At 52.7% G+C, this 18604-nt stretch carries 19 protein-coding genes; 12 read left to right on the forward strand and 7 right to left on the reverse strand.

Features of this window, described 5'->3' with window-relative positions:
- Positions 1–48 precede the first annotated feature (48 nt).
- The 9 genes from NTW95_10885 to NTW95_10925 all read left to right on the forward strand — a co-directional run bounded on the left by NTW95_10885 (position 49) and on the right by NTW95_10925 (position 8696).
- Positions 49–621, forward strand: a complete 573-nt coding sequence (locus tag NTW95_10885) for a CDP-alcohol phosphatidyltransferase family protein (protein ID MCX6557918.1) — start codon at positions 49–51, stop codon at positions 619–621.
- Entirely contained in the window at positions 590–958 is a 369-nt protein-coding gene (locus tag NTW95_10890; GenBank protein ID MCX6557919.1) for a response regulator, read from the forward strand. The genes NTW95_10885 and NTW95_10890 overlap by 32 nt, the downstream gene beginning before the upstream one ends.
- The gene (locus tag NTW95_10895; protein MCX6557920.1) at positions 951–1904 is read left to right on the forward strand and encodes a TIGR01212 family radical SAM protein; all 954 of its coding nucleotides are present in this window, start codon (positions 951–953) and stop codon (positions 1902–1904) included. The genes NTW95_10890 and NTW95_10895 overlap by 8 nt, the downstream gene beginning before the upstream one ends.
- Before the next feature lie 42 nt (positions 1905–1946).
- Positions 1947–3377: a DnaJ domain-containing protein gene (locus NTW95_10900; protein MCX6557921.1), complete on the forward strand. Its 1431-nt coding sequence runs from the start codon at positions 1947–1949 to the stop codon at positions 3375–3377.
- Between the two features lie 107 nt (positions 3378–3484).
- Complete coding sequence (locus NTW95_10905; protein MCX6557922.1) at positions 3485–4936, forward strand: glycogen/starch synthase; 1452 nt, start codon at positions 3485–3487, stop codon at positions 4934–4936.
- Entirely contained in the window at positions 4929–5249 is a 321-nt protein-coding gene (locus tag NTW95_10910; GenBank protein MCX6557923.1) for a thioredoxin domain-containing protein, read from the forward strand. The genes NTW95_10905 and NTW95_10910 overlap by 8 nt, the downstream gene beginning before the upstream one ends.
- Positions 5249–6172 (forward strand): FAD-dependent oxidoreductase, encoded by a 924-nt coding sequence (locus NTW95_10915; protein ID MCX6557924.1) that lies wholly within the window; start codon positions 5249–5251, stop codon positions 6170–6172. Before NTW95_10910 ends, NTW95_10915 begins: the two co-directional genes overlap by 1 nt.
- Positions 6173–6227: 55 nt before the next feature.
- Positions 6228–7238: an AmmeMemoRadiSam system radical SAM enzyme gene (gene amrS, locus NTW95_10920; GenBank protein ID MCX6557925.1), complete on the forward strand. Its 1011-nt coding sequence runs from the start codon at positions 6228–6230 to the stop codon at positions 7236–7238.
- 63 nt (positions 7239–7301) lie between these two features.
- Positions 7302–8696, forward strand: a complete 1395-nt coding sequence (locus NTW95_10925) for a hypothetical protein (GenBank protein ID MCX6557926.1) — start codon at positions 7302–7304, stop codon at positions 8694–8696.
- On the opposite strand, the gene NTW95_10930 is transcribed toward NTW95_10925, so the two are convergent.
- Genes NTW95_10930 through NTW95_10940 form a run of 3 tightly spaced genes read right to left on the reverse strand, consistent with a single transcriptional unit; the run spans position 8651 to position 12466 of the window.
- Positions 8651–10522: a TRAP transporter large permease subunit gene (locus NTW95_10930; GenBank protein ID MCX6557927.1), complete on the reverse strand. Its 1872-nt coding sequence runs from the start codon at positions 10520–10522 to the stop codon at positions 8651–8653. The genes NTW95_10925 and NTW95_10930 overlap by 46 nt on opposite strands.
- Positions 10512–11504, reverse strand: coding sequence for a TRAP transporter substrate-binding protein DctP (dctP, locus tag NTW95_10935; GenBank protein MCX6557928.1), 993 nt, complete (start codon positions 11502–11504; stop codon positions 10512–10514). The genes NTW95_10930 and dctP overlap by 11 nt, the downstream gene beginning before the upstream one ends.
- Before the next feature lie 5 nt (positions 11505–11509).
- A complete protein-coding gene (locus tag NTW95_10940) occupies positions 11510–12466 on the reverse strand; it encodes a TRAP transporter TatT component family protein (protein MCX6557929.1) in 957 nt (318 codons plus the stop codon).
- Positions 12467–12634: 168 nt separating this feature from the next.
- On the opposite strand from NTW95_10940, the gene nadA reads away from it, so the two are divergent.
- From nadA to NTW95_10955, 3 genes are all read left to right on the forward strand, one after another.
- On the forward strand, positions 12635–13567 hold the full coding sequence (nadA, locus tag NTW95_10945) for a quinolinate synthase NadA (GenBank protein MCX6557930.1): 933 nt from the start codon (positions 12635–12637) through the stop codon (positions 13565–13567).
- Positions 13568–13662: 95 nt separating this feature from the next.
- Positions 13663–13890 carry a NifU family protein gene (locus NTW95_10950; protein ID MCX6557931.1) on the forward strand — a complete coding sequence of 76 codons (228 nt, stop codon included), beginning with the start codon at positions 13663–13665 and terminating at the stop codon, positions 13888–13890.
- 9 nt (positions 13891–13899) lie between these two features.
- On the forward strand, positions 13900–15363 hold the full coding sequence (locus tag NTW95_10955) for an ABC transporter substrate-binding protein (protein MCX6557932.1): 1464 nt from the start codon (positions 13900–13902) through the stop codon (positions 15361–15363).
- Here NTW95_10955 and lnt read toward each other — a convergent pair.
- The 4 genes from lnt to NTW95_10975 all read right to left on the reverse strand — a co-directional run.
- On the reverse strand, positions 15351–16820 hold the full coding sequence (gene lnt, locus NTW95_10960) for an apolipoprotein N-acyltransferase (GenBank protein MCX6557933.1): 1470 nt from the start codon (positions 16818–16820) through the stop codon (positions 15351–15353). The genes NTW95_10955 and lnt overlap by 13 nt on opposite strands.
- Positions 16821–16855: 35 nt before the next feature.
- Positions 16856–17419: an SPOR domain-containing protein gene (locus NTW95_10965; GenBank protein ID MCX6557934.1), complete on the reverse strand. Its 564-nt coding sequence runs from the start codon at positions 17417–17419 to the stop codon at positions 16856–16858.
- Positions 17420–18181: a slipin family protein gene (locus NTW95_10970; protein ID MCX6557935.1), complete on the reverse strand. Its 762-nt coding sequence runs from the start codon at positions 18179–18181 to the stop codon at positions 17420–17422.
- A 1-nt stretch (position 18182) separates the two neighbouring features.
- The coding region (locus NTW95_10975; GenBank protein MCX6557936.1) for a nodulation protein NfeD at positions 18183–18604 on the reverse strand (422 nt) is incomplete at its 5' end.

Here is an 18604-nt window from a genome sequence, read left to right on the forward strand (position 1 = left end):
TTTCTGAATATTGCTTTTATCGCCCAAATGTACTATTTTTGATCCGGAATGAAAAAAACGGTCACGCTGCCCAATATATTGAGCTTACTGCGGATTTTCATGGTCCCGCTGATCATCCTGCTGATGATCAACATCAATGACCAAGTCTTTCCATATCTACTTGTGATCTACGTCTTCGCCGTGTTCTTGGATTTTTTGGACGGATTCATCGCCCGCAACTTTTCCCAGGAAAGTGATTTGGGCAAAATCATTGATCCGCTGGCCGATAAATTTCTGATTTTTTCGGTCCTGCTCACTCTGACCATCAAGTTCGATTTCCCGCTGTGGCTGGCGGCATTGATCGTCCTGCGCGACATCCTGATCCTCTGGGCCAGCTTTTTGCTTTTTAAAGGCAAAAAAATCGTCAAACCGTCCTTGCTGATCGGCAAGTTTACTTTCGGGTTGCTGAGCCTGCTGATATTTGTTTACATCGTCGACCTTCATGAAAAAATAGACTTGCTTCTGCTCAAGCGGACATTGATTGTCCTGAGCTTCGCATTTTTGCTGTGGTCCTGGTTTGAATATTTTCTGGTTTACCTCCGAGAGAAAAATGAGCAAAAAAAACTTGATTTTGGTGGTTGATGACGAGCCTGAAATCCGTTTGCTGCTGAAGGAATTTCTCGAAAGCCATAATTACGAGGTTTGGTTGGCCGAAGACGGGCAGAAAGCCATTGAATTGGCCGAAAAGCTGACTCCCGACCTGGTGATCACCGACTTGCTGCTGCCCAAGGAGCATGGCATTGACGTACTGCATCAGATCAAGGACCGCTTTTTCATACCGGTCATTGCCATTTCCGGGATCTACAAAAAAGGTGAAATCATGGAAGACGTCGAGGACATTTTCCTGGATGGTTTTTATCAAAAACCGCTGGACCTCGAAGATCTGCTCAAGGGCATTCGGGCCGTTCTGTATGAATGAGCCGTACCATTCGTTCAATGGATTTTTGCAGAAAAAATTTCCCGGGCAAAAAATAGTCAAAATACCGATCGCGGCAGGCTTTTCCTGTCCCAACCGCGACGGTTCGCTTTCGTGGGCGGGGTGCACGTTTTGCGATCCGTTGGCCTCGGGCCCGCTTCATGCCGCCGGGATGTCCATTGAGCAGCAGGTCGAAGGGTACATGGCCAGCCATCCGGGCAAGAAGTACATCGCCTATTTTCAGGCGCACAGCAATACTTATGGACCTGTTTCGGAATTGCGCTCCAAGTTCGAAACGGTTTTCAAGTACCCGGACATCGTCGGGCTGTTCATCGGCACCCGCCCCGACGCGATTGCCGAGCCGGCCTTCCGGCTCTTGGCGGAACTGAATCGCCGTCTGTACCTGACCGTCGAGCTCGGCTTGCAGTCGGTCCACGCCCAAAGCCTGCTGCTTTTGAATAGAAACCATACCTATGCGCAATTCCTCGAAGGCTACCGGAAGTTGCAGGCCCTGAAAATCGACACGGTCGTTCACCTGATCATCGGCATCCCCGGTGAAACCCGCGCCCATATGCGGGCGACCATTGCCGAGATGAACCGTTTGAAGCCCGCCGGGATAAAGTTTCACCTGCTGCATGTTTTGCGGGGCACGGCGTTGCATCGCCTTTACCTGGAAAAACCATTCCCGCTGCTCAGCCGCGACGACTATGCCGAGCGGATCGCTTACTTGCTTGAATACCTCGACCCCGACATCGTGGTTCACCGGCTTACGGCGGAAAGGGAAAAAGAGATATTTGTCGCGCCGGATTGGGCGCTGAACAAACAGGCCGTTCTCGCTGCCATCCGCTCGCGCTTGCACCAGACCGGAGCGTTTCAGGGCCGCCGTTATGTTCCTTCCCCGAAGCCTTCCTCTTTCGCCGGCGCTTCCCAGCCGTTGACAAAAAAATGAAATAATGCAAAGATATTTTCGGAATTGCCAATAGGGATTGTGATGGGAAAACGAATCATTGAATCTCCAGTGCCGTTTGTTTTAAGAAAAATATTCATCGAGAAGAGCAGCGGCGAACTGAATTTGAAAGGGGATAGTTTTGAAAAAACCTTGTATTTCAACGAAGGCAATCTCTGTTTTGCCAGGACCAACGTCCTGCATGAGCGTCTGGGCGAAATCCTTTTTAAGATCGGGAAGATAAATCAGACCCAGTTCTGGGACATCCATAAACTGCTTTCGGGCCAGAAGGATAAGATCGGCACCCTGATGGTCAGGAACAATTTCATCAGTCAAAAAGACCTCCATTTCGCCCTGATCTATCAAATCAGGGTAATCGCCCTATCCACGTTTTCTTTGACCGGCGGCGAATGGGAGTTCTCGCCGCTGCGTCCCGACCTTCCGGAAGATTCCATTTTCAAGATCGAATTGCCGGTGATTTTTTTCGAGGGCGTCCAGAGGTTCAAAAGCCTGCCCTTGTTTAAAAACAATTTTGTCAATCATTCCCTGCAGCCCAAACCCCTCGCGAATGAAATAAGGGAGTTTTTCAATTCCGCCGAAATTGATTTTTACCAGGAATTGCAGCGCCACGCTCCCGGCCGGGCCGCGGAAATCGCCGCCCAGATGGGCGTAGCCGAGGAAACCTTGTGGCAGAAACTCATGCTCTTTTTTTTGCTGAATACCCTTGAATTCACCCAAGCGACTGTTGACAAGGATACCAGCGAGAATATGGAAGAGTTGACCACCCTGTATGAGAAGCTGAGAGCCAAGGAAATGGATTATTATGAACTGTTCAATTTGAAAAACACGGCGACGTTCAATGAAATCAAGGACGCCTATTACCAGCATGCGAATAAATTTCACCCCGATCGCTTCGGCGACGCCCGCGATCCCGAGTTAAGGGAAAAGGCCAATTTTGTCTTTGCGCACATCAACAAAGCTTTTGAAGTTCTCAACCATGAGGAAAAACGGCGCGAATATGACATGAAGGGTTACAAAGAGATCCAAAGCATGGATAAAGGCAGCGAGAACTTGGGTGAAAAGGCGAACCTGTTCTATCGCAAAGCCAAAACCCTCTATTCACAAAAAAGATTTTGGGAAGCGGCCAGTATCATGGAAGAAGCGGTGCGAAATGATCCCGGCAAGGCCTCCTATTTTTTGCTGCTGGGCGTGAGCCAATCCAACATCCCGACCATGCGCCGGGTTGCCGAAAAGAATTTGCAAAAAGTCGTCGAGATGGAACCATGGAATGCGGAACCGTTGGCGGCGCTGGGATTGTTGTTTTTAGCGGAAAAAATGGACAAGCGGGCGGAAAACTTTTTTAGAAGAACATTAGCGATTGATCCAGACCATGAAGTGGCGCTGAGTAAAATAGCCGAAATGACGACGGGCGGCAAGAAACAGTCGATGTTCTCTGCTTTTAAAAAAAAGAAATAACCTTTTAAACCCCACATTTTGTGTTTTTATCATTCCGGATGTTGACATTTAGCGTTATTGGGGTAAAATAGCCAGCGAAATAAAAAATCGCCTGTCGGGGGAAATTGGTGAACATTCTTTTTGTAGCCAGTGAGGCCGTGCCGTTCGCAAAAACCGGCGGACTCGCCGATGTGGTCGGCATCCTGCCGCGAGTCATGGCCGCCAAGCAAACGGTCTCTTTGATCATTCCCGAATACAGTACCGAAGGCATTCGCGGCCTAGAACTGAGAACAATCGATTCCTTCACCCTGGCAATCGGTTCGCGCTTGTTCCAGGCCACCATAAAAAAGGCGGATATGGCTCCCCGTTTTACTGTCTATTTCGTCGCCCAGGAAGCATTTTTTGCCCGCGAATTTCTTTACGGGGATTCCGGCGGCGATTATCCCGACAACTTTCTCCGTTTCTTTTTCTTCCAGAAAGCAGTCGTCGAATTCGTGCAGCGGCGGAAACTGTTTTTTGATGTCATTCACAGTCATGATTGGCAAGCCGCGCTGATACCGCTGTTGGTCAAGCTCCCGAGCGCGCCGCCATTTTTGCAAAAGAGCAAAACAATTTTTTCCATTCACAACCTTGGCTATCAGGGAATTTTTGACGGGAATCTGTTCGAGGAGACCGGGCTTCCTGAGCACTTTTTTTCGCCGGAATACCTTGAGTTCTACGGCAAACTGAACTTCATGAAAGCGGGGATCATCTTTTCCGATTGGCTGCTCACCGTCAGTCCCACCTATGCCGGGGAAATTCTTCGATCCGAAAACGGATTCGGGCTGGATGGGCTGCTCAACAAATTTTCATTCAAGCTGAGCGGAATCCTGAATGGCGCCGATTACGGCCAGTGGAATCCCGAGATCGATCCTTTCATCGACCATCCCTATTCGTGTCGGAACCCGGAAATCAAAAGCTTGAATAAACAAGCCCTGTACCGCGAGCTCGGCATCGGCAAAAATCCCCGGGCGCCGTTGCTGATCATGATTGCCAGGATCAGCGAGCAGAAAGGGATGCGGCTGCTGGTGGAGCTGCTGCCGGTTCTGCTCAAGGAAAATTTGCATTTTGTCTTCTTGGGGTGCGGCGACGGTTTTTGGACCGAAAAGTTGCAGGAAACGGCCGCTCGTTTCCCGGAGAATTTCACTTTTCTGAATCGTTTCGATGAACGGATGGCCCATCGGCTGGAAGCGGCCGCCGACCTGTTTTTCATGCCCTCGCTGTATGAGCCTTGCGGCCTGAATCAGCTGTACAGCTTGAAATACGGCACGGTTCCCGTGGTTCGCGCCACCGGTGGATTGGAAGACTCGGTGACGGAATTCGACGCCGCCGGTGGCGGGAGCGGTTTTAAATTTTCGAGCAACCAGGCCGCTGACGTTGCGCCGGTCATCCGCAAGGCAATCCGCTTGTACCAGGACGCGGACGCCTGGCGGCGTCTTCAGCAAAACGGCATGCTGCTCGATTTTTCCTGGGAAAAGGTGGTTCGGGAATATATAAAATTGTATAATAAAATTTTAGGGGAGGACGGTAACCATGGCTGAGATTCTTTCTGCCAATGACGGAAATTTTGACAGTTTCATGAATGGCGCCAAGATGCTGATTGTCGATTTCTGGGCTCCCACCTGCGCCCCGTGCAAGCTCATGGATCCGGGACTGGAAAAGATCGCCGCCAGCTATCCGGAGAAGGTCCGTGTGGTCAAAGTCAATGTGAATGAAAATCCCCTGACTTCCTCCCGCTTTTTCGTGCGCTCGCTGCCGACCCTTTTGTTCATCAAAAACGGATTGGTCAAAACGCAGCTTGTCGGTGCCGTCAACCCGAGCCAGATTGAGAAAACCCTGATCGAAGTTCAATAATGGAAAGCCATTGGGATATCATCATTGTCGGCGGCGGGCCGGCCGGCCTGGCGGCGGCGATTTATTGCGGCCGGGCCCTGCGCAAAACCCTGGTCCTGGAAAAACAGGTGTTTGGCGGGCAGATCATCAAGGCGGATATCATCGAAAACTATCCCGGTTTCGCCGAGCCCGTCGTCCCGGCCGATTTGATGGAGCAGATGGTTAAGCAGGCCCAGCGTTACGGGGTGGTACTGGAAAATGATGAGGTCACCGCCATCCGCCCCGAAGGCCAATCGTGGCGGCTTGACGTCTACAATGGTTTTTTTACGGCCAAGGCGGTCGTTTTCGCCGCCGGTTCCGTGCACCGCTTTTTCAACGTGAAGGGAGAAAAAGAACTGCTCGGGCGCGGGGTTTCGGTCTGCGCGACCTGCGACGCGCCCTTCTTCAAGGATCGCAAGGTGGCCGTCCTCGGCGGCGGCGACACGGCCATTGCCGAGGCCCTGCACCTGGCGAAATTCGCTTCCGAGGTCTGGGTGATTCATCGCCGCGACGAACTGCGGGCGGAAAAAATACTTCAGGAGCGGGTTTTCAAAAATCCGAAAATCAAAATGCTTTGGGACAGGGAGGTTCTCGCTTTCCGGGGTGAACAGAAACTGGAAGCCGTTGAGCTGAGAAACAAAAAAACCGCCGCGGTCGAGAGCATCCCGTTTGCCGGGGCTTTTTTGGCCATCGGCACCATCCCCAACACCGTATTGATCAAGGATTACGTCGATCTGGACGGCAACGGCTATGTCGTCACCGACATTTCCCTGTCCACCAAGGCCAAGGGATTGTACGTGGCCGGAGAGGTCATCAAGGGCAACCGGCGGCAAGTGTCGATATCGGTGGGCATGGGCGTTCAAGCCGCCCTCAATTGTGAAGAGTACCTTGTCTCGCTGGAGTGAGTTCCCGCGACGCGAAAGGGAGTTTTTGCCGGCTGGCGCTTGAAATGGAGCCAAGGTGATCAAGGCCGAACTTTTTGAGAAAGGAAGTCAGAACCAGGTCACCTGCCGGCTGTGCGCCCATCAATGCCGTTTGCCCGAAGGGGGGTCCGGTATCTGCCGGGTCAGAAAAAACATTGCCGGCACACTTTATTCGCTGAATTCCGACCGAGTGATCGCCATGCATATGGACCCGATTGAAAAAAAGCCCCTGTATCATTTTCTGCCCGGCTCAAGCTCTTTCTCCATCGCCGCCATGGGCTGCAATTTTTCCTGCCGCTTCTGCCAGAATCATTCCATATCCATGGTCCAAGATGAACCGGGCATTTCGGGGGAGAATGTCTCGCCGGAGGAACTGGTGCAAAACGCCCTGGATAACCGCGCCCGCTCGATCTCATATACCTACACCGAACCCACCGTTTTTTTTGAGTTGATGCTTCAGACCGCCCGCCTGGCGCACCAGGCGGGATTGAAAAATGTCATGGTCAGCAACGGTTACCTGAGCGGCCAGGCGTTGGCCATGCTGGTCCCATACCTGGACGCGGCCAACATCGATTTGAAAGCCTTCAATGACGATTTTTACAAGCACTATTGCTCCGCCCGCCTGAAACCGGTCATGGAGACGATTGCCGCGCTGAAAGCCAGCGGGGTCTGGCTTGAAATTACCACGTTGCTGATCCCGGGATTGAACGATGATCGCGAAGAGATCAAGCGCCTGATCTTGTTTTTACTGGGAATCGACGACCGCATGCCTTGGCATGTGTCGCGGTTTTTCCCGCAGTACCGCCTGCGGAACATCCCGCCCACGGCCGAAGATTCCATATACGGTTTCCTGCGCCTGGGCGCGGAGATGGGCTTGAAATATCTTTATGGCGGCAATCTGAGCGCTGATTCTTGGAACGATACCGTTTGCCCGCAATGCCGGACAAAATTGATCCGCCGCCTGGGGTATCAGACCTCCGTGCTGGCTTTGCAAGCGGGACGATGCCGTACCTGTGGCTCGGCCATTCCCGGTATCTGGGAAAATTAGCTTCGTTCAGCGGCATGGTTGACAAAAAAATCGCCAGGGTTTATTTTACTTTCGGAGCAGACCATGACTGAAAATAAAAACCATGAAGATAATCCTTTCCCCGAGCCGGAGGAGCCGAAAGAGCGACCGGCTGGAACGGCCTACGATCCCAGCCAGACGAGGTTGCTGACCTCCATGCCGGCGGCCGCTGAACGCAAGCCGGAAAGGATCCCGGACGGTGATGCCGCCCACGGCCCGGCCGAAGAACCCGGATCGGTTTACGCCAAGAGGGAACGCTTCAAGAAGTTGACGCAGACCCAGATTATCTGGATTTCGTTTTCGATCATCCTGGTCTGTTTGATTTTGTTCGTTTTGCTGATCACGCAGGGGCGGCAAAGGAACAAGGCCCTCAAGCCGGCGACAGGAGAAAACCTTGAAGAAACGGCCGAAACCGGCAACCCTGACGCCGAGCGCATGCTGAAAAACAAGCTCGCCCGCCAGGCAGACAAACTCAGCCTGATCCTGTCGGACGACGAATTCACCGGCCAGGCACCCATGACCGTCAAGGCGACCGGGCCGGTCGTTTCAGCAACGGCCGATCCCGAATTGGCCGCCATGGTCGATGCCCTGAAGATCCGTTTGCAGGTCTCCAGTGAAGGCAAAACGGTTGGCCGCGGGACCACCGGCACCACGACCAGCAAGGGAGAATATCGCGGTTTCAAAATAAGCGTGGAAGAAAAAGCGGACAAGCAAAAAATGCTTTCCGAGGAAACCACCGTGACCACCCCGCAAAAGGGGTTAATCCGGACTGCTGACCGCGTGCTGCAGTCGGTCAGCGGCAGCGATTTGGCGCAATTTTCCGCTGAATTGCTGAATGCCGGATTGGAGATCATCCGCTTGCCCGCCCAACCCGGGAGCGGGGTTTGCAAGGTGCAATTCCGCGCTGTCCATGGGTTTGGAAAACCGATCCCCGGGGATCTGCTGATCTCGGGAAGGAGGGTAGGGAAAATATCGCTGGGCATGCCAACCACCCAGCTGGAAACCATCCTGCTCTCTTCGTACGTTGTCTTGAAGCGGAAAGTGCTTGTCAATGACGTGTATTACGATGTGTACAAGGTGCTGGATCAAAGCAACGAACCGCTTTTTTTTGTCTATGAGAACCAGGGACGGGTGTGGGGGATCTCCCTGATCAGCGATCTTTTTCAGACCGAGAAGGGCATCGGCATCAACAGCACTCTGGGGAGTTTGCGGATCAATTATCCCCAGGTCAAGGTGGGACTCTCCGAAAAAAATACCCCGTACGTTAAAATGGACGACGTGGAAGGGCTTTTCATCCTGCCCAGCGAAGGGATTGACATTAGAAAGCGTGTTTTCCCGAATAATACCAAGATCATTTTCTTCTCGGCCGGCCGGGCCGGATGCAAAATAGAAATTTATTTGAAAAGGGTCAGCAATCCCGTAGTCAGAAACGGTACGTAGGTGATCAGCAAGACCGCCACCAGTTGGATGATGAGAAAGGGGAAGACATCCTTGACGACTTTGCCCATCGGTTCATTGAAGCGGTAAGAGGCCAGGAAAAGGTTCAAACCGAGGGGCGGCGTCAGGTAGCCCAGTTCCAAGTTGGCCAGAAAAATGATCCCCAGATGCACGGGATGGATGCCAAAGAGATTGGCCACCGGGATGATCAGCGGGACGACCACCAGGATGGCCGAAAAGATATCCATGAAACAGCCCGTGATCAGCAAGCCGATGTTCAACAGCAGCAGGAACACATATTTGGAACTGATGTGGATTTGCACCCAGGCGGTCAACTGCATGGGGATCTCGGCATCGACGACATAATAGGAAAGACCCTTGGCCAGGGCCAGGATAGCCAGAACGCCGCCCATAACCGGCATGCATTTGAGCAGCACCTGAGGCAGATCTTTTATTTTCAGGTCTTTGTGAATCACGACCTCGATGAACAGGGCATAAATCACCGCGATGGCTCCGCTTTCCACCAAGGTGGTGATGCCGCCGAAATAACCGTACACAATAATGACCGGCAGGAGCAATTCCCAGAAAGAATCCTTGGTGGCGGTAAAAGCTTCCTTTAAAACAAAGTGTTGCCGGGTCACCTTGTTTCTTATAGCGTACCAAATTCCAAATATGATCATGGTCAGCACCATGAGAATTCCCGGGACGATGCCGCCGATAAACATATCCTTGATGCTGATTTGCGCCGTTACCCCGTAAATGATGACCGGCAGGCTCGGCGGAAAAAGCAGGCCGATGCTGCCGGTTGCGGTGAGCAGACCGGTGCTGAATTTCGGGCTGTAGTTCCCCTTGATCAGAACATAGGACAGCAGACCGCCCACCGCCAGGATGGTGACCCCGGATGCGCCGGTGAAAGTGGTGAAAAAAGTGCAGACCAGGATGGCCATGATGGCCAAGCCGCCGGGGAACCATGAAAAAAAAGCCTTGAAAAGCTTGACCAGCCTTTCGCTCGCCTTGCTTTCAGACAGGACAAAGCCGGTGAAGGTAAAAAGGGGAATGGCGGCAATGGCATGGCTGGTTAGAAGCGAGTATGCTTCGTTGGCCATGACCTCCAGCGGTTGGGCCGCTTTGGCGAAGAACAGGAAACCCAGGCCTCCCAGAACGATGAATATCGGTACCCCGAAGACCGCCGAGACGATCAAGACCAAGATCAAAGGGGTGACCAGGCGACCCAGGACTTGGTTGTAAATCGGCACCAGGGAATCTAAGAATTCACCGGCGCTTGGAAGCAACACATGGGAAACATTGGCGATTGCCCCCAACGCCAGGAGCGTTCCCAGGATCAGCCCCAGCGCGGCGATGATTTTCGCCAAAGGCTTGGGCGGGGTATGGGTGATGAAGCGAACAGCCATGAGCAGGTATCCCAGGGGCATGACCATGGTTATCCAGCGCAAGGGGAAAATTGCTACTTTTTCTTCTGGGCCAAAGGCGTTCAGGAGAAATGAAAATGAGATCCAGGCGAAGGCGGTGCAGAAAGTCGTGTTGATCAAAGCGCTGACCACCTGGATGCGCTTCAGAAGCCCAGCGGGTAATTTCCAATTCAGCGTGAGCGATAGATGTTTGTTTTCTCTCGCCGTAATGACGGCGCCGATAAAAGCCAGTATCAGAACCAGGTGATGGGTGAACACGGTGGAATTGGCTACGCCGGTGTGAAAAACCGTGCGGGCGATCACTTCCAAAAAAGGAAAAAGCGCCAGCAGGAAAATAGTAAAAAAAGCCAGTAAATTTTCTAATCCATTGAACAGTTCTACAAACTTCCTATTGGACATTTTTCTGGCGATACTCCTGCAGCAATTGCCGTACTTTATCGTAGATTTCCCGGCTAAATTTCTTGCCGACCAGTTCGTCCATGCCCTTGTTGGCGGCATCCTGCCATTGGGGCAGGCTGTCGGCCGGTGCTTCGTGGATGATCAGGCCATTTTTTTTCATGGAGGCCAGTGCGTCCCGTTCCAATGCGTCGGTTTTTCCCGACAAAGCAGCCTCGACTTTTTTCACCGCGGCCATCATCGGCTGCTTGTAGTTTTCGGGGATCTTATCCCAGATCCTGCTTACGATGACCAAACCTCCCACCAACGGCGCTATATTCAGGGAATTCATGTGCGGAGCAAAGGGGAAATACTGCCCGGCGCCGGCCAGCAGCGGTGGCAGATAGAAAGCCTCAACCATGCCGCTTTGCAGGGACATCATCAAGTCCTTGAGTTCGGTGGGCACGACGTGGTAGCCCGATTTTTTCCAGGCCTGCTCCATTTCCGGTTCGCCGCTGCTGACCGACAGTTTTTGCTTTTTCATATCCTGCGGGTAGAGTACGGGACTCTTCGAGAAAAAATTGACCCAGCCGCTCATGGTCCAGATGATGGTCTGGTATCCCTTTTCTCGGTTTTGTTTTTCAAAGATGGGCACCAGTTGCCCCATGATGTAATTTAGCTCTTTTTCCGAATTGAACAAGAAAGGAGCACTGAGCACGAGCGCGTCGGCATTGATGTCCGTGATTCCGATATTGGTCAGCACGGCTCCGCCCAGGGTGCCGAATTTCATCTTGCGGATCATGTCGTCCTCGTCACCGGCTATCCCGCCCGGATAGATTTTCAATACCACCTGGCCGTTGGTGATTCGTTCCCATTCGCGGCCGATCTCCTTCAGCGCGTCGTTCCAGGGCGAGCGGTCCGGGGCGATGCTGCCGATCTTGATGACTTGCGCGCTAGCGAGCAGGGGCAGGAACAGCAAAAGAATGATTATTCTCATCCACTTCATAATTCTTACTCCTTGTTTCCGCTATTGGCGGGTTCCGCATCCAGGAAAAAATCGTCGGCGTGTTCGCTGAGCCAAAGCGCCTTGCGCTGATTCAGAATATTCACCAGCCGGTTTTCCGGATCGTTGTCCGGGTCGATGGCCAGCGCCTGCTTGAGCAACGAACGGAATTCCTCGAGGTTCTGTTCCTTGACCGCGACGGTGGTCGCCAGCGAGATGTAGGGAGTCGCAGACTTGCCGGCAGAGATGGCGATCGCCTTTTCAAAATGTTCGCGCGCCTTCTGCAGGCTCCCGCCCATGTAATCGGGCAGCGATCCGTAATAGAGGATGTAGAATTCGTGGATGGCGCCTCCGGAATAATCGGCTTCCAGCTCGAGGACCCGGTTCATCAAGGCGGCCGCGGCCGGCAGGGTCATCCCCAGGTCCATGTCGAAGGGGTCGATGGCGTAGGCGCCGAGCCAGCCGGCCCCGGCCCAATAGAGCAACGGGACGTCTTTTTTATCCGTGGCGGCCAAAGTCTGGGCATATAGTTTTTTCTGCAAATTTTGTTTGAAGCCGGGGTACTTGTGCTCAAGCGCGGAAAGGATGATGTCGCGGCCGCGCAAATACAGTTTTTTTGCGCGCTGGTAATTGAATTCCTGCAATTTGAATTCGCTGGCCGGAAGCATGAGCGCCGGGGACTGCAGAAAGGCGTTGGCGTACATGATGTAAAGACTCCCCGTTTTCAGCTTGAGTCCCAGGTGGCCGGGATTGGCGACCATCAGCGATTCGTACATCTTGATGGCGAAAGGCAGGGCGTCACCCACCAGCTCGGGGTCGTCGTCGCCGCTGAACACCGTGCTGGAAGACGGCCCGGTCAGGGCGTTGGCGACCTGATTCATGGCGAATTTTTTTATGGAGCAGGCCGGGGAAAAAAGCAATCCGGGTAGCAGAAGCAGGGCAATCGAAAAAAATGGGTTTTTCATTCGCTCTTTCTCCCGGAGCTATTATACACCATTTTCGGCCGTCTGTAAGGCTATGGCAACGAAAAAAAATGAAATGGCCGGCAACAATGACAGCCTGGAATCTTTTTGGTTAATTTTTAACATTTGACTGATTGAAAAAAAAGGCATACAATAAACTCGGATAAATGCATGCCGGGAAAAAACAATTTGGCTCGGGAAATTGCCAGGCTGAAAAAGCAGAAAAATGCCGTCATCCTGGCCCACAACTACCAGGTCGAGGCGGTGCAGCTCAGCGCCGATTTTCTGGGCGATTCCCTTGAATTGAGCAGGAAAGCGGCCGAATTGACCCAAGCGATCATCGTCTTCGCCGGGGTGAAATTCATGGCCGAAACGGCGAAGATCCTTTCGCCGGGGAAAAAAGTTTTGCTGCCGCGCCTGGACGCCGGCTGTCCCATGGCCGACATGATCACCCTGGATGACCTGCGCGAAATGAAGCGGCAGCACCCGCAGGCACCGGTTGTGACCTACGTGAACTCGTCGGTCGAGATCAAGGCCGAGAGCGATGTCTGCTGCACGTCGGCCAACGCGGTCCAGGTTGTGGCCGACATCCCGGCCCGGGAAATCATCTTCATTCCCGACGAAAACCTGGGGAGCTATGTACAAAAAATGGTTCCCGATAAAAAATTGTTTTTGTTTGAGGGTTTTTGCTATGTTCATTGGCGCATAAGCGCGGACGAGATCGTCGCTATGCGCAACCGCTATCCCCTGGCGACAGTGATCGTTCATCCGGAAGTGTGCCCGGAAGTGACGGCCCTGGCCGATGAAGTCCTGTCGACCAGCGGCATGCTGAAATACGTTTCGCGTTCGCCGCAAAAGGAATTCATCGTGGCCACCGAACAGGGTCTGCTGGAGAGGATGAAGCGGGAAAATCCCGGCAAGATTTTTTACCCGCCCGGGACAACCAAAATCTGCAGCAACATGAAGCGCACCACGCTGGCCGACGTCTATGCTGCCTTGAACGAAGAAAAGTATGAAATAACCGTTGACCCGCTTATCGCCGAAAAAGCCCGGCACGCGTTGCGGGAAATGTTAGAACCTAATAAAAAATTCTCTTTACAATAAGTATGGATAATTTTTTATTTGTGGTTCTTATCCCCCCATGCCGGGGACTTTGCAGTTTTGCTGGACTAAAATTCGCCTAGGAGAATGAAATGGAATTGAAAGAAAAAGTGACCGCCGTGATTGAAGCGGTTCGTCCCGCCCTGCAGGGAGACGGCGGCGACATTGAGTTGGTTGACGTGCTCGCCGAGGAGAAAGCCGTCCTGGTCCGTCTCAAGGGGGCATGCTTCGGTTGTCCGATGAGCACCTTCACCATCAAGGGCTACGTCGAGCAGGTCATGAAGGAACAGGTTCCTGAAATCAGCGAAGTCCGCCTGGTCAAATAAGGGTTGAAGGTGAATCTTCTCAGGCGCGGCCTGTGCGCCCTCGTTTTTCTCCCTTTATTTTTGCCGGCTGCCGAACCCCGGGTGCTGCGGCTCGGTTGTTTCGATTTCCCGTCGGTTTTGAATCCCGTCTATGCGACCAGCGAAACGGCGCAGGCAGTGATGAACAAAATCCATCAAGCCTTGTTTTACTTCGACCCGGCCGGCGAGATCCGTCCCGAGCTGGTGGCTGACTGGCAATGGGATGAAGGGCGACTGGAGATTTCGCTTACCTTGAAAAAGGGGGTCCGTTTCGCCAACGGTGCCGCCTTGCGAAGCCAGGATGTCGCGGCCACGATCGAGCTGCTGAAAAATCCCATCTATGAATATCCCTACCTTTCCGATCTGGCCTTCATTGAAAAAATCGCTGTCGTCGACCCCTGGCGCATGCGCATCAAGTTGAAGGAAAAATTCGCCCCCTGGAAAAACTATCTGACTTTCAAGATCCTGAGCGCCGACGATATCGGCGGCTGCGCTCCCGGCGCCTTCCGCTCACGCCTTCCAATGGGCTGCGGTCCCTTTCAAATCGAGAAGGTAAACGAGCCGCGAGCCATCGTTCTGAAGGAGAATCCCTATTACGGTAACCGCGGATCATTCACTCACGTCGTCTACTCGGTGCTGCGCGATCCCCAGCAGGGGCCATTGAAATTGCTCAATGACGAGCTTGATGCGGTTGATGTGCAAAGCGACGATGTGCAATCCTATCACCAGCTGCCCGAATGGCGCGAACGCTTCCGCCTTGTGCGCTACAAAAAATTCGGCTACACCTACCTGGTCTTTAATCTGAAGAACCCGCTCATCGACTTGAATTTTCGCCGATTGTTTTACAACCGCCTGTTGGCTTCCCCTTTCCTGGATGCGTTTCTGAAGGGAGCCGGAGAAAAGGTTTTTTCTCCCTTTCTATATTTAAGCGATAGTGTTCGCGCCCGGCCGCTGCCGGCCGCTGCCCCCTCCCAACGCCGCCACCTGCGCATACTGGCCAATAGCGAGTCTACCTTGCGCACGCAGCTGGTATTGTTCTTGTGCGAGGAGATGAAGGCGTTCAACGTCGAACTGGAACCCGTTTTCGTCGAGTACCAGACTTTTTTGAAGTACCTGAAGCAAGGCAATTTCGATCTGGCCGTTTCCGCCTTTCTCCTGGACATGGACTGGAATCTCAAGGATATATTGTCTAGTTCGGGGTATTTCAACTACGCCGGTTTTGTCGATGCGCAAATGGATGCCTTGCTCGAGTCGGGCCTGCGCGAGATGGACGAAAAAAAACGCCGGCTGATTTACCTGGATGCCCACGAACGCTGGCTGGCCTCCCTGCCCTTTATTCCGCTTTTCAACCTGAACTATTTCATGGGTGTTTCAAAACTCTTGAAAATTCCGGCCGGACGTTTTCAGACCATCGGTTCCACCGGCGATTTTTTTTACACCCTTCAGGACTGGTGAAAGCGTTTTATTGTTTTTTTGATGATCATTCCCAACCAGTCGAGCAAAATCAAAATAAAGCAAAGGTAGGGGAAAAGGTATCCGCAGCGGGTGAAAAAAGTCTTGTGTTTCAGGTATTGGAATGAAACAAGAAAGCGGTCGGGTTGGTGCAAGGGGGATTGATAGATGATGCGGCCGGCCGGATCCACCAAGGCCGAAATGCCGTTCGAAGTCGAGCGCAGCAGGAAACGACGATTTTCAATACTGCGGAAAACCGCCATAGCCAGATGTTGATAGAGAGCCGACGATTTTCCAAACCAGGAATCGTTGGAGATGGTCACGATCAATTCGGCGCCGCGAGCAACCAAGGTCCTGGTCAGTTCGGGAAAGATGATCTCGTAGCAAATCGGGGTGGCCAGCCAGTGACCGGCAAAGTTGAGGTTGTGCAAGGTTTTTCCCGGCGTAAAATCGCCGATCTGGTCGGTGATCTTTTTCACGAAGAACAGCCAGCGCCGGAACAGGACATATTCGCCGAAAGGGGTCAGGTGGAACTTGTCGTATTTCTCGACCGTGCCGCCCTTGAAGAGCATGACCGAGTTGAAGGCATTGTCGAAATTTTGAAAATCGGTGAAGCCGGCCAGCAGGGGGACGACGCGCTCGCTGAACGCGGTGAATCGCATCTGGTAATTGGAATTTTGCAAGGGATAAATCGGCACCGTGAATTCGGGCCAGACGACCAGCTCGGCTCCCTGTTCTTTTAGAATCGCCGAAGCCGCGAATAGTTCGTCCAGGGTCTTGTGGATGGTCATGGAGTTAAAAACAAGGTCATGGTTGCTGTTGGGCTGGATAATTCCGGCCCGATGCCAGGAAATCGCCCGGGACGATTGGTCGTGCTGGTGCAGCAGCCAAAAACCGCTGCCGTAAATGACCAGGAAAGCCAGCAGCAGCGCCAGCAAAAATTTCCTGTTTTTCGTTTTCAGGAAATTGTACAGCAGGACGTTGACAACGATGATCAGGAATGAAATGAGGTGGATGCCGCCGATTTCGGCGACCTGGATAAAATATGTATTTTTATACTGGGAATATCCGGCCAGGCACCAGGGGAAGCCGCTGATGATTTTTTCGATCACCAGGTCTTTGCCGACCCAGATGGCCGGGATCCAGGCGACCGGCCACCAGCCTGCGCCGCGGGCGATCCGCTGCCGGATAAGAACGCCGGCCAGTCCGGGGAAAAGCGATAAAAAAGCGACCAGGCACACTAGGCCGGTGATGCCCAGGGCTACAGTTGTGCCGCCGTATTGGACCATCACCCGCGGGATCCAGTACAGGATGATCAGGTTGTAAAGAAAGGCGGAGGAAAAGAATATCAGGAATGTCCTGCCTTTGGTCTGTTTTTCGCTGAGCAGGAGCAGGGGAATCAGGAAGCCGAATGCCAGAAAAGCGATCTGTGCCTTGGGAAAGGCCAAGCCGTAAGCCAGGCTTGCGCCCAGCCATAATAAAAAAGGTTTGAATTTCAGTGGCCTTTTTTTATCTTGAATTGCTTTTTCTCCAGGCCTTCCAGCCTGTCTTTTTCTTTTTGCGCTTCAGCCAGGGTTTCAAAGCTGCCGACACGGACGGTATGCAATTTTTTTTTGTTGACCGTTTCGACGATGATTTCGGTCTGGTAGCCCAAGCGGGCGAATCGCTCGCTGTATTTCTGGGCGTTGGCAAAATCGCTGAACGCGCCCACCTGAATGGCGTAGTACTGGTCAGCAAGCGTATTTTTTCCGGGGGCTGGGGAGGCTTCCGTGGGCGGCAGTTTTTCGTGCAGCTTCATTTCGTCGGGAATCGACTGTTTGCCGTTCGTCTTGTCATTGGCCGACATGATCGGCTTTTCATCGACCATGTTTACTTTTTTTTGGTCAGCGGCCGACTCGGTCAGCCCGGGCTCGGCGCCGTTGGCCGCCGGTTGATCGCCCACGCGGTGCCCGGCCTGGTAGCCCATGTAAAAAAGAAAGATGCCGATGGCGATCACCGCGATTAAAAAAATGACCACGTGAATAAAAGTGACCCGGATATCAAAATAGGTTTTTTCCATTTATTTTTTTTCGAACAATCCTTTCAGCAAATCTATAGGCATGGGGAAAACGATGGTGGTGGAATTTTCTGAGCCGATTTCGACCAGCGATTGCAGATAACGCAGCTGAATAGCGGTGGGATTCTGGGAAAGGGTATTGGCCGCTTCTAGAAGTTTCGCCGATGCCTGGTTCTCGCCTTCGGCGTGGATAATCTTGGCCCGGCGTTCTCTTTCGGCTTCAGCCTGCTTGGCCATGGCCCTTTGCATTTCCTGGGGCAAATCGACGTGTTTGATTTCCACCATGGAGACCTTGATGCCCCAGGGGTCGGTGTGCTCATCGATGATCGACTGCAAGCGTGAATTGAGTTTGTCGCGCCCCGAGAGCAGTTCGTCAAGGTCGGCCTGGCCCAGAACCGAACGCAACGTAGTCTGTGAGAGCTGCGAGGTGGCATACATGTAGTCCTGGACTTCGATAACCGCCCGCTTGGGTTCGACCACCCGGAAATAAACCACGGCGTTTACCTTGACCGAAACATTGTCTCGGGTGATAATGTCCTGGGGCGGGACATCAAAAACAATGGTGCGCAAACTGATGCGGACCAGCTTGTCAACGGGAGACAAAACCAGGATCAATCCCGGTCCCTTGGGTTTGTCCAAGACCCGTCCCAAACGGAAGATAACGCCACGTTCATATTCTTTCAACACTTTGATCCAGCTTAATACAATAAATATGGCGATAACGGCCACGACAACTATGGGACTGAAAAAAGCATTTGCTTCCATCTTAACCTCCTGATTTTTTTACTTTTAACAGCAAATTTTCAATGGCTTCCACCTGGATCCTGCTGCCGGCCGGGATCAGTCCGTCGGCCACTGCGTTCCACCATTCGCCGTGAACAAACACCTTGCCCGAGCGGTTGTCGATATCGGTCTTGGCCACTCCACTTTCTCCGATAAGTCCTTCCCGGCCGGTTTCCAGTTTTCTCTTCATGGCCTGAAAGACTTTGAAGGTCAGGAATAGAAAAACAAAACCAAAACACAGGGCGAAGCTGATGATCATGGGCACGGCCGGCCTCATTTCCGGAATGGGTGAATTGATAAGCATCATGGATCCTAAAATAAAAGATATTATACCACCTACGCCAAGCATGCAGAAGCCCTGAACCTTGATTTCGGCGATGAAAAACCCGATTGAAAGGATAATGA

The organism is Candidatus Aminicenantes bacterium, assembly GCA_026393795.1.
GTDB lineage: Bacteria > Acidobacteriota > Aminicenantia > UBA2199 > UBA2199 > UBA2199.

What these genes read in the sequence shown, in the direction of transcription:
- NTW95_10890 (MCX6557919.1), top strand. Translation starts at nt 590, where the DNA reads ATGAGCAAAAAAAACTTGATTTTGGTGGTTGATGACGAGCCTGAAATC.
- NTW95_10925 (MCX6557926.1), top strand. Translation starts at nt 7,302, where the DNA reads ATGACTGAAAATAAAAACCATGAAGATAATCCTTTCCCCGAGCCGGAG.
- NTW95_10885 (MCX6557918.1), top strand. Translation starts at nt 49, where the DNA reads ATGAAAAAAACGGTCACGCTGCCCAATATATTGAGCTTACTGCGGATT.
- NTW95_10940 (MCX6557929.1), bottom strand. Translation starts at nt 12,466, where the DNA reads ATGAAAAACCCATTTTTTTCGATTGCCCTGCTTCTGCTACCCGGATTG.
- NTW95_10970 (MCX6557935.1), bottom strand. Translation starts at nt 18,181, where the DNA reads ATGGAAGCAAATGCTTTTTTCAGTCCCATAGTTGTCGTGGCCGTTATC.
- dctP (MCX6557928.1), bottom strand. Translation starts at nt 11,504, where the DNA reads ATGAAGTGGATGAGAATAATCATTCTTTTGCTGTTCCTGCCCCTGCTC.
- NTW95_10965 (MCX6557934.1), bottom strand. Translation starts at nt 17,419, where the DNA reads ATGGAAAAAACCTATTTTGATATCCGGGTCACTTTTATTCACGTGGTC.
- NTW95_10900 (MCX6557921.1), top strand. Translation starts at nt 1,947, where the DNA reads ATGGGAAAACGAATCATTGAATCTCCAGTGCCGTTTGTTTTAAGAAAA.
- NTW95_10915 (MCX6557924.1), top strand. Translation starts at nt 5,249, where the DNA reads ATGGAAAGCCATTGGGATATCATCATTGTCGGCGGCGGGCCGGCCGGC.
- NTW95_10930 (MCX6557927.1), bottom strand. Translation starts at nt 10,522, where the DNA reads ATGTCCAATAGGAAGTTTGTAGAACTGTTCAATGGATTAGAAAATTTA.
- NTW95_10895 (MCX6557920.1), top strand. Translation starts at nt 951, where the DNA reads ATGAATGAGCCGTACCATTCGTTCAATGGATTTTTGCAGAAAAAATTT.
- nadA (MCX6557930.1), top strand. Translation starts at nt 12,635, where the DNA reads ATGCCGGGAAAAAACAATTTGGCTCGGGAAATTGCCAGGCTGAAAAAG.
- NTW95_10910 (MCX6557923.1), top strand. Translation starts at nt 4,929, where the DNA reads ATGGCTGAGATTCTTTCTGCCAATGACGGAAATTTTGACAGTTTCATG.